General features: G+C 56.5%; 14 protein-coding genes. 6 read left to right on the top strand and 8 right to left on the bottom strand.

Features of this window, described 5'->3' with window-relative positions:
- Nucleotides 1–109: 109 nt before the first annotated feature.
- Together ACR0EV_RS21925 and phaR are read left to right on the top strand one after the other, a co-directional pair.
- Entirely contained in the window at nt 110–556 is a 447-nt protein-coding gene (locus ACR0EV_RS21925) for a phasin family protein (RefSeq protein WP_171090867.1), read from the top strand.
- A 134-nt stretch (nt 557–690) separates the two neighbouring features.
- The gene (gene phaR, locus ACR0EV_RS21920; protein ID WP_480802036.1) at nt 691–1,242 is read left to right on the top strand and encodes a polyhydroxyalkanoate synthesis repressor PhaR; all 552 of its coding nucleotides are present in this window, start codon (nt 691–693) and stop codon (nt 1,240–1,242) included.
- A gap of 41 nt (nt 1,243–1,283) precedes the next feature.
- Here the strand turns inward: phaR and ACR0EV_RS21915 are convergent, their stop codons facing one another.
- The 7 genes from ACR0EV_RS21915 to ACR0EV_RS21885 form a co-directional block, all read right to left on the bottom strand.
- On the bottom strand, nt 1,284–2,498 hold the full coding sequence (locus ACR0EV_RS21915; RefSeq protein ID WP_480802035.1) for a DegT/DnrJ/EryC1/StrS family aminotransferase: 1,215 nt from the start codon (nt 2,496–2,498) through the stop codon (nt 1,284–1,286).
- Between the two features lie 113 nt (nt 2,499–2,611).
- Nucleotides 2,612–3,916 (bottom strand): NAD(P)/FAD-dependent oxidoreductase, encoded by a 1,305-nt coding sequence (locus ACR0EV_RS21910; RefSeq protein ID WP_480802034.1) that lies wholly within the window; start codon nt 3,914–3,916, stop codon nt 2,612–2,614.
- A gap of 8 nt (nt 3,917–3,924) precedes the next feature.
- Nucleotides 3,925–5,283, bottom strand: a complete 1,359-nt coding sequence (locus ACR0EV_RS21905) for a glutamine synthetase family protein (RefSeq protein WP_480802033.1) — start codon at nt 5,281–5,283, stop codon at nt 3,925–3,927.
- A complete protein-coding gene (locus ACR0EV_RS21900; protein WP_480802032.1) occupies nt 5,283–5,963 on the bottom strand; it encodes a type 1 glutamine amidotransferase in 681 nt (226 codons plus the stop codon). Before ACR0EV_RS21900 ends, ACR0EV_RS21905 begins: the two co-directional genes overlap by 1 nt.
- Before the next feature lie 58 nt (nt 5,964–6,021).
- Complete coding sequence (locus ACR0EV_RS21895; protein WP_480802031.1) at nt 6,022–7,341, bottom strand: glutamine synthetase family protein; 1,320 nt, start codon at nt 7,339–7,341, stop codon at nt 6,022–6,024.
- A gap of 135 nt (nt 7,342–7,476) precedes the next feature.
- The gene (locus ACR0EV_RS21890) at nt 7,477–9,663 is read right to left on the bottom strand and encodes a xanthine dehydrogenase family protein molybdopterin-binding subunit (RefSeq protein ID WP_480802030.1); all 2,187 of its coding nucleotides are present in this window, start codon (nt 9,661–9,663) and stop codon (nt 7,477–7,479) included.
- A 3-nt stretch (nt 9,664–9,666) separates the two neighbouring features.
- Nucleotides 9,667–10,131 (bottom strand): (2Fe-2S)-binding protein, encoded by a 465-nt coding sequence (locus ACR0EV_RS21885; RefSeq protein ID WP_480802029.1) that lies wholly within the window; start codon nt 10,129–10,131, stop codon nt 9,667–9,669.
- A gap of 137 nt (nt 10,132–10,268) precedes the next feature.
- On the opposite strand from ACR0EV_RS21885, the gene ACR0EV_RS21880 reads away from it, so the two are divergent.
- A complete protein-coding gene (locus ACR0EV_RS21880; protein ID WP_480802028.1) occupies nt 10,269–10,892 on the top strand; it encodes a TetR/AcrR family transcriptional regulator in 624 nt (207 codons plus the stop codon).
- A gap of 143 nt (nt 10,893–11,035) precedes the next feature.
- On the opposite strand, the gene ACR0EV_RS21875 is transcribed toward ACR0EV_RS21880, so the two are convergent.
- Nucleotides 11,036–11,914, bottom strand: coding sequence for a LysR family transcriptional regulator (locus tag ACR0EV_RS21875; protein ID WP_480802027.1), 879 nt, complete (start codon nt 11,912–11,914; stop codon nt 11,036–11,038).
- A gap of 111 nt (nt 11,915–12,025) precedes the next feature.
- Here ACR0EV_RS21875 and ACR0EV_RS21870 point away from each other — a divergent pair, with 111 nt between their 5' ends.
- The 3 genes from ACR0EV_RS21870 to ACR0EV_RS21860 form a co-directional block, all read left to right on the top strand.
- A complete protein-coding gene (locus ACR0EV_RS21870) occupies nt 12,026–12,862 on the top strand; it encodes a hypothetical protein (RefSeq protein WP_480802026.1) in 837 nt (278 codons plus the stop codon).
- Nucleotides 12,863–12,867: 5 nt separating this feature from the next.
- A complete protein-coding gene (locus ACR0EV_RS21865) occupies nt 12,868–13,623 on the top strand; it encodes a sulfotransferase-like domain-containing protein (protein ID WP_480802025.1) in 756 nt (251 codons plus the stop codon).
- A gap of 61 nt (nt 13,624–13,684) precedes the next feature.
- A partial coding sequence (locus ACR0EV_RS21860) for a hypothetical protein (RefSeq protein WP_480802131.1) occupies nt 13,685–13,841 on the top strand: 157 nt, incomplete at its 3' end.

Genomic DNA, 13,841 nt, shown 5'->3' with positions numbered 1-13,841 from the left:
TTCTGCGCTGCAGCAAGAAAAAACTTGCAATGCTGCGACGCAGCAATCATATTGTCCTCAAGCTGATGAAGCCCGGGGTGGGCCCGGACCGGCTAAAAGGATTAGGACAATGGCAAAGACCCAAGACTTTAGCGCGATCATGAAAGACATGATGGGCGCATTCCCGGTGGACACCACCGCAATGGAAGACGCATTCAAATCGACCGCTTCGCTGAACGAAAAGCTGTCGGGTGTTGCTCTGGAAGCTGCTGAGAAATCGGCTGAGATCTCGAACAAATGGACCAAAGAAACTCTGGCCAAACTGACCGAGATGTCGAAAGCAAAGGCAGAGCCTGCTGACTACGCAAAAGCAGCAACCGATTTTGCAAGCGCGTCGGCTGAAGTTGCAGCTGAAAACCTGGCTGCTTTCGCTGAAATCGCGAAAAAAGTTCAGACCGAAACCGTCGAGCTGCTGATGGCTGCTGGTAAAGACGCTGCAGAAGAAGCAACTGCTGCTGTCAAAAAAGCAACCAACGATGTGACCACTGCTGCTAAGAAAGCCGCAGCGGCCAAGTAAGAACGTCCGCGAAGCGCACCAAATCCTCCCATACGGTGCAATCGCGTTGGGCAGGTCGATTGACCTGCCCTTTCTTTTTGTGCTGCAGTCGCATAACCTGTGCTGCAACGCATCATCCTTGGGGAGGGTACCCGGTGTCGGACCAAGAAAAACCGCTGCTAATCAAGCGCTATGCCAGCCGTCGGCTGTATAACACCGAGACCAGCGACTACGTGACGCTCGAAGATATTGCGGGGTTTATCCGCGACGGGCGTGAGGTGCAGATCATCGACCTGAAAACCGGGGATGACCTGACGCGGCAGTATCTACTGCAAATCATTGCTGAACATGAAAGCCGTGGTGAAAATGTGCTGCCGGTGAACGTGCTGAACGATCTGGTTCGCAGCTACATGGTGCCGGGCGGGGGAATGATGCCGCAATTCCTGCAAAGCTCATTCGAGATGCTGCGCGAAAGCCAAAGCAAGATGATGGAGAACATGAACGCCATGAACCCGATGTCTCAGATGCCGGGTTTCGACGCGCTGCAAGCGCAGCAACAAGCGTTCTTGAAAGCCATGACAGGGGGCTTGTCCAGCGGATGGTCTGCGCCTGACACTGAAGAGGAAAAGGCCGAGCCCAAAGAGGATTTGGACGAAATCAAGAAACAGCTGGCAGAGCTTCAGCAGAAGCTATCCAAGTTGAACTGATATAGAAAAGAGGGGGCCCGCCGTTAAGCGGGCCTGTTTTTTCAGGTGCCATAGACAGGCATCGGGCCGGTCACTTCACCTACTGAGGCCAGCAAAATATCCGCGATCACGTCCAGTTCCTCGCGCGTCAGACGCACAGGAAGACGGACGTCACAGGCTTTCATCAGCATATCGCGCGTCTGCGGCAGTTCGAATGTTTCAGGAAGGAACTGCCAATTCCAAAAGGCGCGGGCATTGTCCTCGCTCAGACCAAAGACCTGAACTTTTACGCCGCGTGCCTCGGATGCGGCGGCAAAAGCACGAATCTCATCCTCGTGCAGCCCAACTAGATTGAACTGGATCGAGTCCGGTGCGCGCCGCTCGGGTGCCAGTGGGGCAGGAACATCGATATAGGGTGAGGTGTTGAGGCGCTCGGCCACATAATCGTGGTTTGCAAGACCGTCGCGCACACGGCGCGCAAGTTCAGGAATCTGAGGGCGGATTACCGCAGCGCTCAAATTGCTGAGACGCAGGTTATACAGCGGTAGTTTGTTCTGCCAGCGCGCAAACGCTTCTTCCAACTCGGGCGAGTTGTCGCCGTGCGGGGTTTTGTGCTTCTTCCAGTTATGTTCATACGCGCCGGACATGATGACAGCGCGAGCCACCAGATCGGCATCGTCTGTGACCAGAATGCCGCCTTCGCCTGCGTTGATCATCTTGTAAGACTGGAACGAGAAACAGCCGACCTTGCCAATAGTGCCAATATTGCGACCGTGCCACGTGGTGCCCAGCGAGTGCGCAGCGTCTTCGATCACCGGAATGTCGCGCGCGTCGCATAGCTCCATGATGGCGTCCATGTCGGACGTATGTCCGCGCATATGGCTGATGATCACGGCCTGAACATTGCCTAGCTTGGCTTCGAAATCGGCCATGTCGATGCGATAGTTTTCGCCCACTTCGCAAAGCACCGGAATGCAGTCAGCGTGCACGACAGAAGAGGGTACAGCGGCGAAGGTAAATCCGGGGATCAGAACGCGCGCGTCACGCGGCAAGTCCAGCGCTTTGAGCGACAGGAACAGCGCGGCCGAGCAGGACGATACTGCAAGCGCGTATTTCGAGCCCAGCAATTCCGCGAACTCGGCTTCCAGCAAGGCCACCGGGGCATCTTGCGGCGCGGTATAGCGGAACAGATCGCCTGATTGCATCAAGGCGTCGATGGCTTCGCGGGCTGCTGCGGGGATGGGTTCGGCGTCATGGACGTTTGGTGGAAGCGTCATATTTGGATTTCCCGAATTCTATCTTTGGGAAAGATAAAGGTAATCACATGGCAATCCAAGCCCTCAATCACAGGGTTGGCAAAAATTCACCAATCTGTCGTAATTTAAGTGGATCAGACCCCAAGCCGGTCGCGCAGCGCGTACCAGGTCATCGCAAGCACCAGCAGCGGATTGCGCAGCGCGGGACCGCCAGGGAAGGGCAGGGCAGGCACGCGCGCCATTGTGTCGAACCCTTCAGCTTGTCCTTGAATGGCCAGCGCCATCAGCTGCCCGGCGTGGGTCGCGGTGCCAACTCCATGACCGGAATAGCCCGAAGCGGACAGGATATTTGGCGCGACGCGGGCCAAATAGGGCATCCGCCGCATGGTGATGGCCAGCGTTCCACCCCACGCATAGTCGATTTTGACGTCAAGCAGGTGGGGGAAAATCTCGGTCATGGGTTTGCGGACCTTGGCGGCAATGTCCGAAGGGAAACGGTAGCCATAGCTTTCGCCGCCACCGAACAACAAGCGACCATCCGCACTCAGGCGGAAGTAGTTCACGACAAATTTGGTGTCCGCAACTGCGACATCCTGTGTCAGAACCCGCGCCGCATCGCTGCCCAATGGTTCGGTGGCAGCAATAAAGTTGTTGATAGGCATGACCCGAGAGGCCACGGAGCGGTTGAGGTTGCCCAGATAGCCGTTGCAGGCCAAAACTACATGCTCGGCCCGAACAGCCCCGTCAGAGGTTCGCACCACCGCAGGCCGGGAGTCAGCAATCCCTGTGACCTCGGTGTTTTCAAAGATCCGTACACCCGCTTTCGCCGCTGCTTGCGCCAACCCCAATGCAAAATTCAACGGATGCAGATGCGCCGCGCCCATATCCAAATAGCCGCCTTTGTAAGCCGGGGACGGGCAGAGTGCACGGCCTGCGTTTTCATCCAACAGCTGGATCTGATCATAACCGTAACGGTCAGTCAGATGACCGGCATGGTCGTGCAGTTCTTTCTGCTCTGAGGTGCTTAGTCCCAAAACCGCGACACCGGGTTTCAGATCACAAGCGATTTGGTGTTTGGTGATCAGAGACTTGACCAAATCCTTGGCGTCTTCGGCCAGATCCCACAGTTTGGAGGCATCTGCATCGCCAACCAGGCTTTCGAGATCCTCCTGATCCATCCGCTGCGCGCTGCCCAGCTGACCACCGTTGCGCCCCGACGCGCCAAAGCCGACGCGGTGGGCCTCAAGCAACACGACGTCGAACCCGGCTTCGGCAAGATGCAATGCTGCGGACAGGCCGGTATAGCCACCACCGACAACACACACATCTGCTTTAACGTCTTCTGACAGTGCGGGGAAACGATCCATCGGGTTCGCCGTCGCAGCGTACCAACTGGCAGGGTATTCGCCCTTGCGGTCATTAGAATAAAGCAGGTTCACGGCGCGTCTCAGACGTTGACCAGAAGATGCTCGCGTTCCCACGGAGAGATGACCTGCAGGAATTCCTCGTACTCGGCCCGTTTTACAATACCGTAGACGCGGGCAAATTCGGGTCCAAGAACTTCGTGCAGGGCAGTGGCCCTGTCAAACAGATCCAGCGCTTCCCCCATGATCTGAGGAATATCCCCTTCGCCTTCATAAGCGTCGCCATAAAACTGGCGGCGAGGGCGTTCTTGTTCGACCAGTCCCAGATAGCCGCAGGCAAGCGACAAGGCGATGCCCAGATATGGGTTGCAGTCCATCCCGGCGATGCGGTTTTCGACACGGCGCGCCGCCGGGCTGGACAGGGGCACGCGGATTCCGGTTGTACGGTTGTCGCGGGCCCATTCCAGATTGATCGGCGCGGCGTGGTCTTTCACATAGCGACGGTACGAATTCACATATGGTGCCATTACCGCCAGACCGGCAGGCAAGTGGTTCTGCAGGCCCGCGATGAAATGGTAAAACGCGTCCGTTTCACCGCCTTGCGGACCGGAAAAGATATTTTCACCCGTTTCTATGTCGATGATCGAATGGTGGATGTGCATGGCCGATCCGGGCTCTTCCTCGATCGGTTTGGCCATGAACGTCGCAAAACAGTTGTGACGCAGCGCAGCCTCGCGGATCAGGCGTTTGAAATAGAACACCTCGTCCGCCAGCTTGATAGGGTTGCCGTGACGCAGGTTAATCTCCAACTGTCCGGCTCCGCCTTCCTGCGTGATGCCGTCAATCTCGAACCCTTGATGTTCAGCGAAATCATAGATGTCGTCGATCACCGGGCCGAACTCGTCCACCGCAGTCATGGAATAAGCCTGTCGCGCAGCCGCCGGGCGGCCTGAGCGGCCCATCATCGGCTTGATGCCCTGTGCCGGGTCGACATTGGGGGCGACGAGAAAGAATTCCATTTCGGGCGCGACAACAGGTTTCCAGCCCTTGTCGTGATAAAGCTGCACAACACGCTTCAGAACATTGCGCGGGCTGTACGGGATAGGATTGTCTTCCCGGTCATAGGCGTCGTGGATCACCTGCAGCGTCCAGTCACCTGTCCAGGGCGCGGCGGAGGTGGTCGAGAAATCGGGCTTTAGGATCATATCCCGTTCGATAAAGCCATCTTCACCGGCAGCTTCACCCCAGCCACCAGTGATGGTCTGGTAGAATATGCTGTCGGGCAGGTGGAAATACGACTGCTTTGCAAACTTTGAGGCAGGCACTGCCTTGCCCCGCGCAATGCCGGGCAGGTCCGAGATGATGCATTCAACCTCATCCAGCCTTTGCCCGTGGAAATACGCTTTGGCGGCGTCCGGCAGTTTATCGGTCCAATCAGCCATCAGGCTCTCTCTTTCTTTAGAAACTCGGCCATCTGGCGCGCGATTCTGGCATTGTCATCGGGTGCAGTTTCACGGTTTGCGGCAGCTTGCATAAGGTCGTCGGGAACCACGCCTTTGCCGCGTGTGCGCATCAGGCCCGAAACAAAGCCGTTGGAAAACTCTGGATGCGCCTGAACGGTCCAGATCGTGTCCCCATAGGCCAGCATTGCGTTTTCACAGAATGCATTCCGTCCCAGAACACGCGCCTGTTCAGGAAGGTCTACAACCTGATCCTGATGCCAGGCATTCAGCCAGATCTTATCCCCGTTATAGTCGTATTCGGTGCGCCCCACGGCCCATCCGCCCGAGAATTTTTCGACCTTGCCACCAAGGGCCTGTGCGATGATCTGGTGACCAAAACACACACCAATAAGGGGTTTGCCGCTTTGGTGAATCTCTCGGACCAACGCTTCCAGCGGAGCAATCCAAGGCAGGTCTTCATAAGCGCCATGACGCGAACCGGTGATGACCCAACCGTCTGCGTCATCAGCCCCATTTGGAAAAATGCCGTCCACTACGGCGAAGGTTTCGAAATCAAACCCGTGTCCATCAAGAAGTTTGGGAAACAGAGCATCGTAATCCCCGAATTCACCCTGCAGCACATCGGGGGTGTGGCCGGTTTGTAATATGCCGATTTTCATGCGTCACCAAATTTGATCAAATTCATTCTAGCCGAGTCCGCGCAAGGCGGCAAGAGGGTCAAACCGCCTCAAGATAGCTCAGCCAGTGCGCCTCTGGTGGGATGCTCGAAAACCGTCTGACTTCCTGCCGTTTGGTCATGGCCAGATACCGGATCAGGTCGGCAGGGAACAGGCGTGCGATCATGGGGTCTGCCTCAAACCGGTCTATTGCCGTTGACCAGTCCGGCATCAACTGCGGCAAGTCTGGCAGATCATAGGCGTTTCCGGAAATCGGAGCAGGCGGTTGCAGCCCGTCTTCGATACCAACAAGTGCTGCACCCAACACCGCGGTCAGCATGAGGTAGGGGTTGATGTCCCCTCCTGCGACGCGGTGTTCGATACGGCGCGCGGATGGGTTTCCACCCGGAATACGAATGGCAGCGGTTCTGTTCTCGTAGGCCCAGCACGCCCCCGTCGGAGCATGAGCGCCCGACACCAGCCGGGTGTAAGAGTTGCCGTGCGGCGCAAAGATCAGTGTACTTCCCGGCATGGCCGCGACACAGCCTGCAACGGCAGACTTCAGAACCTGAGTGCCTTCTGATCCACCGTTGTCGAACACGTTGCGCCCGTCCTGATCCAGAACCGAGAAATGCACATGCATCCCGTTGCCTGCATCATCGGCATAGGGTTTCGACATGAAGGTTGCCGCAAACCCATGCTTGCGGGCCAACCCGCGCGTCAAGGTCTTGAAAAGCCACGTATCGTCAGCGCATCGCATGGCGCCTTGGTGGTTCAGGTTGATCTCAAACTGGCCGATACCGCTTTCTGAGATAGCCGTCTGCGCAGGGATCCCCATGTCGGCACAGCCGTCGTACAAGTCAGTGAAAAATTCCTCGAACGCGTCCATTTCGGCGACCGACAGAACGGCTTCGTCCGACATACGCCGCCCGGTAATCGGGTTCACCGGAGGTTGCGGTTGTGGGCCAGAGGCATCAACCAGAGTAAACTCCAGTTCGGTTGCTGCCATGACTGACCAGCCGCGTTGCGCATAACGGTCCAGCGTGGCTGACAACGCGTGGCGTGGATCTCCGGCAAATGGAACGCCTTCATCATCATAAAGGCTCATCGGCACTAGGGCTGTTTCACTCTCAAGCCATGGTACAGGGACTGCGCCGCGCTCGGTCGGACGCAACACGCCATCAGCATCACCGGTTTCAAAGACCAGGGGGCTGCCGTCGATGTCGGCGCCCCATAGATCGACGTTCAATGCCGAAAACGGCATTCGAACTGCGCCTTTGTCCAATTTGTCCGCATAGGCAGGGGGAACGCGCTTGCCACGCATCTGGCCATTCAGGTCACATGCGGCAACGCGAAAATTGTGCAGGGCGCTCAGGTCCATAGGGGGCTCCGTCGGTGCTGGTTCCCCGTGATGTACTTCAATGAACCTGTTTTGTCACCAAATTTGATCAAATTTTAGATCAGGAGACCAAGGCAAGGCCCCGCGCCGGTGTGATCCGGCGCGGGGTAAAGTTATTTACGCAAAACTGACGCCGTTCTCTTCCATCGGCAGTTGCGCAACAAGAACGCCCGACAAGGCATGGATCGCGTTGGCCAGCGCAGGTGCTGAAGGTGGAGTGCCGGGTTCGCCAACACCGGTCGGTGCCTCGGCGGACGGCATGATATGCACGTCGATCGCGGCAATATCGCCAATGCGAAGCGGTTCATAGTCAGGGAAATTACTCTGATCCACTGCACCGCTGGTCAGTGTGATCTGGTCACGCATCACATGGCCGATGCCGTATCCAATGCCACCTTCCATCTGGGCGCGCACAGTATCGGGGTTCACGGCAATACCGCAATCCACGGCGCAAGTGACCTTTTCGATCTTGATGCCGCTTTCCGGATCGCCCGAAACCTCGACCACTTCAGCCGCGTAAGACCCAAAGGACTTGTGAACTGCAACACCTAAAGCCCGGCCTTCACGAGGAATTCCCCAACCTGCCTTTTCCGCAGCCAGCTTCAACACCGCTGCCTTGCGCTGTTGGTCAGGGTTGTTGCTGTCGGACAAATGAGCCAGACGGAACTCCACCGGATCACGTCCCGCGCTCTGAGCGGCAAGATCCATCATGGTTTCCATGACATAGGCCGTGTGCGTGTGCCCCACAGACCGCCACCACAGAAGCGAAGTTGCTTTTGGTGTGTCCGTCAACCCCAAGGCCATGCCGGGAATTGCATACGGGCTGTCCGCGATACCTTCGATCGAGCTGTGATCAATGCCGTCATGAACCAATACCGCTTCGAAGGGCGTACCTTTCATGATGGACTGGCCTGCGACCTGGTGATGCCATCCGACGATGTCGCCTTGACCGTCCAGTCCAACCCGAACCTTGTGGCCGAACGCCGGGCGGTAATAACCGCTGCGGATATCATCCTCGCGTGTCCAAACCAGCTTGACCGGGCGTGTGCGATCTGTGAGCACAAAGGCCAAAGCCGCCTCGACCTGATAGTCTGCGTCCGGTGTTGCGCGGCGTCCAAAAGAACCACCGGCCAACAAGGTGTTGATCTGGACTTTCTCGGGCGGCAATTCAAAGACTGCGGCTAGGGCGAAATGTACGATGGTAGGAATCTGAGCCGCGTCGTGCAGCACAATCGTGCCGTCCTGGGCCTGTTCGATGGTGCAGTTCATCGGCTCCATCGGCGCATGCGCCAGCAGCGGGAAGTAGAACGTTTTCTCCAGAACCGTGTCGGCACCGTCGATCTTTGCTGCAACTTCGGTCGCGTCCGCCCCGTTGACGTTGTACTGGGGCGCGGCGTCCAAGGCGGCGCGGATCTCTTCCTCAATTTGATCAGAACTGCGGGTTTCGGCAGCGGAAACATCCCATTCAACCTCAAGCGCTTCGCGCGCCTGAATAGCTGCCCATGTGTTTTCGGCATAGACAGCCACACCGGCCTGGTTCGGCAGGGTCGCTGCGTTGATGAAGCCTTTCACTTGCTTTGAACCGCTGTCGTCAAAACTCTTGACCGTTCCGCCGCGAGCGTCTGAGCGTTTGATCATTGCAACCATTTGGTTGGGCAGGTGCAGGTCCATGCCGTAAATGGCCTGACCATTGCCTTTGATTGCCGAATCCTTTCGGCGCACGGCTTCGTTGCCGATCAGGCGAAACTCTGACGGATCTTTCAATCGCGGTTCGGCCGGGGCTTCGAGCTGTGCAGCCGCTGCAACAAATTCGGCAATCGGTGCCGACTTGTCGCCCGCTTTGACGATGCCCTCTTCGATTGTCACACCCGATGCGTCCACGCCCCAAGCCTGAGCGGCGGCATTGATCAGCATCTCGCGCGCTGCAGCACCGGCCTGACGATATTGTTGCCACGAGTTTGCAATGGCGGTCGACCCGCCTGTGCCTTGTGCCTGACCGAACGCGAGGTTGGCGTAGACCTGTGCATTGGACGGCGCAAATTCATACTCGATTTGGTCCATGCGCAGGCCGATTTCCTCGGCAATCAATGTGGGCAAGCCGGTCGCCGGACCTTGGCCCATCTCAATGTGCTTTGTGATTGCGGTCACGGTTCCGTCGGCATCAATTTTCACAAACGGATTGAACTGTGCGCTTTCCGCTGTTGTGGCAGCAAGCGAGCCGTCAGGACGAGCGCCAACCAGCAGGACGGCACCAGCAGCGGCGGCACCTTTCAGAAATCCACGGCGGGAAGTGTTGATGGTCATGAATCAGGCCTCCAGGATTTCAGACGCGCGCTGGATACCGGCGCGGATGCGTTGATAGGTGGCGCAACGGCACGCGTTGCCAGCCATATAGTCGTCGATCTCTTCCGCCGAAGGCTTGGGGTTTTCAGAAAGCAGCCCTACCGCCGACATCACCTGACCCGATTGGCAATAGCCGCATTGAACCACATCCAGCTCGACCCACGCCTGTTGAACAGCCGCGCCGATCTTGTCGCCGCCGACCGCTTCGATTGTTGTGATTTCGGCGTCTTCGACATCTTCGATGTACGTCTGACATGAGCGGACAGGCTCACCATTCAAATGCACGGTGCACGCGCCGCATGACGCCACGCCGCATCCGAATTTGGTTCCGGTCAGCTTCAACTCATCCCGGATCACCCACAGCAAGGGCGTGCCGGGTTCGGCATCGACCTCATGGGTCTTGCCGTTTAGTTTCAAAGTTAAGGACATTGGGGACTCTCCTGTTCGGGCTGGTTTCCAGAGTGGTAAACTGGCGGGTTTACTGATGGCATAGTTCCGCGCTCTTGTAAACTCTTGCGTTTACCTAGGGTTTGACCGCTCCCCGTCAATGGGTCTATAGCTCTGATATGAACGAATGCAGCACACCGAATGCGTCCAAGTACGCACAGATCATCGAAGCTGCCGTGGCCGAATTCCAGGAAAAGGGTTTTGCTGCGGCCAGCATGGATCGAATTTCGGCTCAGGCAGAAGTATCCAAGCGCACGCTGTATAAGTATTTTGAAAGTAAAGATAATCTGTTTCGCTCGATCGTTGTTGAGCTGTCCAGCCGTTTTGCCGAAGTGCTGGAAATCCGGTACGAAAAAGGCCGCGATATTCGCGAGCAATTGACTGAACTGGCCTGGGCCGAGGGACGGATTCTGATGCATCCCGACGTGATCGCCATGGCACGGATGGTGGTCAGCGAAACTTTGCGCAACCCCGAGCTTGCGGCAAAGGTCCAGGGGAAACTGGACAAGACACAGACCTTTATTGCGATGCTGAAAGATGCAGCCGAGGACGGGCAGTTGCAGGTTGATGATCCCGAACGCGCGGGAATCGAGTTTGTCGGTCTGATCAAGGCGCGGGCTTTTTGGCCGCTGATGTTCACGGGAGGAACGCTCAGCGAATCGGAAATGGCGCAAACGATCGAAAACAGTGTCGAGATGATGATCAGCAGGTACGGCGTTTCTTCTGCCTCAAACCGTGATTGATCTGACGCATTTTTATTAGGGCAGGGGTTTCTGCCCACAAGTCTGTTTTCCGCCTCACACTGCCCATCTTGAGGGCTTGCGTTGCGATACGGTGTTTGAACCCAATTTGCTTGACATAAAGTCATGTGCCAGCAGTGATTTTGCTAAAGGTTCTCCAGTAGTTTGAGGCATTTTCGAGCGATAGGGTTCTGTTGCCCGTAGCGGGTCAGCCTGGCATAAATAATCGTCTCTCTTGAATACCAGTCATCGGGCATTTCAACCAGATCGCCACGGTCCAGATAGGCATCGACAAAGCTACGCCACCCAAGGCCAAGCCCCTCACCGGACGCGGCGGCTTCCAGCAAATAGACATAGCTGTCGAATTCTTCCGAAATCGGCCAATTGGCATAGCCGGGATGCGCGCTTTGCCAGTCGGACCAGTCCATCCAACCATAGTTTTCCTTTTGAAGCTTCAAAAGCGGTGGCGGTTCGCATTTGCCCTGTAACGCGTCTTTCGCTTTGGCAACATTTTCGGGCGTTCCAACGGGCTTAATTTCTTCCTTACAGACGACGACATGTTCGTGCTCGGGCGGCGAAGAGGAGTATTCAAAAACGATATCACCTCCTGTCTCAACAGCAGCCTGAACCAGATTGTAAGCCGATGTCATAAAGCGCAGCTCGACATTGCGACCCAGCGCCTGCCGGAGTTTTCCGAAGCGGGGCATGAGCAACAGATGCGATACTGAATGTGAACACACCAATGTGACCCGATTCTCGACGCGCTCAAGATCCCGAACCGCGTTCTGTAATGCGTCAAATCCCTGAACGACTCCGGCATAGAACAAGCTTCCTTTAGCCGTCAGGCAAATCGGCGTTCTGTCCCGGTGAAAAAGATCTGCCCCAAAACGAATTTCCAGATTGCGGATGTGACGGCTGATTGCAGGCTGTGAGGTGTTAAGCTCTTCGGCTGCACGCGCAAACCCCTGCAATCGAGCAACTGCTTCAAACGCGATCAGAGAGCTTGTGGATGGCAGATTATACATGCGCGACGTCATATCAATTTCGATATGAGTAGAAGCACAAAAAAGCAATAGGAAAACTAGACGAAACAGGTCTAACTCTCGACTAGAATTCTCCAATGGAAAAGAAGAGCGATGAACACTTACGTAAAGCCGCCCAAGTGGGAAAACCCCAAGGTTAAACTGTTCCCGCATCAGGTGGGCTTCACTTGCCCTCCGCATGACTTTGACGCAGCCCCGTCGGACTTCCTGCGCATGGCTCCTCGGAGTGTCGGTGTTCACGGGCGTATGCTTCACGTGCCGGATTACGCCCATCGCCTTGACCAGCGCAAAAAGAACTTTGGCCTGCTGGAAGAATACATGGAATGTATGGCCAACAACGGCGCTGACGTCTGCGGGCAGGTCGGTTCGAACTGGGTGCACGCCAGTGGTCTGGGTGTCGAGGGCATCCGCCAACACATCGAAATGCTGAGCGACAAGTACGAGACACCGTTTCACATGTCGGGCTATGCCATGGTCGAGGCGCTGCGAGATCAGAATGTCGAAAAGGTTGCGCTCAACGCCTGCTATCACCCTGACAGTTGGTACAAGGGCACCGTAGGTTTCCTGAAAGAAGCTGGGTTCGATGTGGTCTGGGCTGGAAACTTTTTTGATCAGGGCTGGTTCGAAACACAAGAAGAGGTCAACGACTGTATCTGGTGCTTCGACGAAGATTTGGTCTGGAAAAGCTTTGACTACACCGCTGACAAAGCCCCCAATGTGGACGCCTATTTGATCAATGGTATGTGCAACTTCCGTCGCGCCTCGGACGGAATTGCGCAACGTCCGGTTCACTACGAAGTCGAACTGGAAGAACGTCTCGGCAAGCCGGTCATCGGTCATGACACCGCGCTCTACTGGCGCATTTTCAAAACCCTGGGCCTGGCCCCGGAAACCCAGCAGGGCAGCCTGCTCTCCTCACTGAAAGACTGAAGCGAATGCACAAGATTGTAGCTCTTTGGGGGATTCCCCGCTCCACCTCGACCGCGTTTGAATGGATGATGCGCCAGCGTGGCGATCTGGATTGCCTGCATGAACCTTTCGGCGAAGCCTGGTACCAGGGTGAAGACCCGATGTGGCCGCGGTACAAAGAAGGTGAGGTCACGACCCCCGGCCTCACTCTTGAAAGCGTGTGGGCGGATATCAAGGATCGTGCCGAAAAAGGCCCGGTCTTCATCAAGGATTTCCCCCATTATATCAACCATATGTGGGATCCTGAGTTTCTATCGCATTTCACCCACGCGTTCCTGATCCGCGACCCGGCCAAGACGATTTCATCCATGTACAACAAATGGCCGGACTTCGATGAGCTTGAGGTCGGTTTCCCCGAGCAGCGCGCGCTGTTCGACCTGCTGACGGCGCTGAACGGTGGCAAGACACCTCCGGTCGTTGACAGTGACGACTTGCTGGAAAATCCCCATGACGTAACCAAGGCGTTCTGTGAATCCGTTGGCATTCCCTTCATCAAAGAGGCGCTGACCTGGGAAGCGGGCGGCGACCCGTCCGAGCACAGTTGGTGGGATGGCGGCTCTTTCCATGCCAATCTGGCTCAGTCCACCGGACTGACACCGCAGAAACGTAAATATATCGAAGTGGCTGATGCTCCGGAACGTGTGCGTCGCGTCCATCGTCGGATGAAGCCCCACTACGATCACCTCTATAAGCACCGCATCCGCGTGTCGGAAACCGTTTGAAAGTCTTTGAAAAATGAACAAGCAAGTGAAAACTGAAGCGGCTCCGCGCCCCGCAAAAGTCATGCCCTACGGCCCGATCCCCGAGCTTTATGTGTCGTATGACTCGGCTGCGAAACTGAAGGTTGAGGCGGCGGATCTGACCAGCCATGACCTGAGCCCGCGCCAGATCTGCGATCTGGAACTGCTGATGAATGGCGGCTTCAACCCGCTCAAGGGCT

It is taken from the genome of Ruegeria sp. CF8 (genome assembly GCF_056537285.1).
The sequence above is the reverse complement of the archived record's forward strand: the minus strand, read 5'-3'. Positions and strand labels throughout refer to the sequence as shown.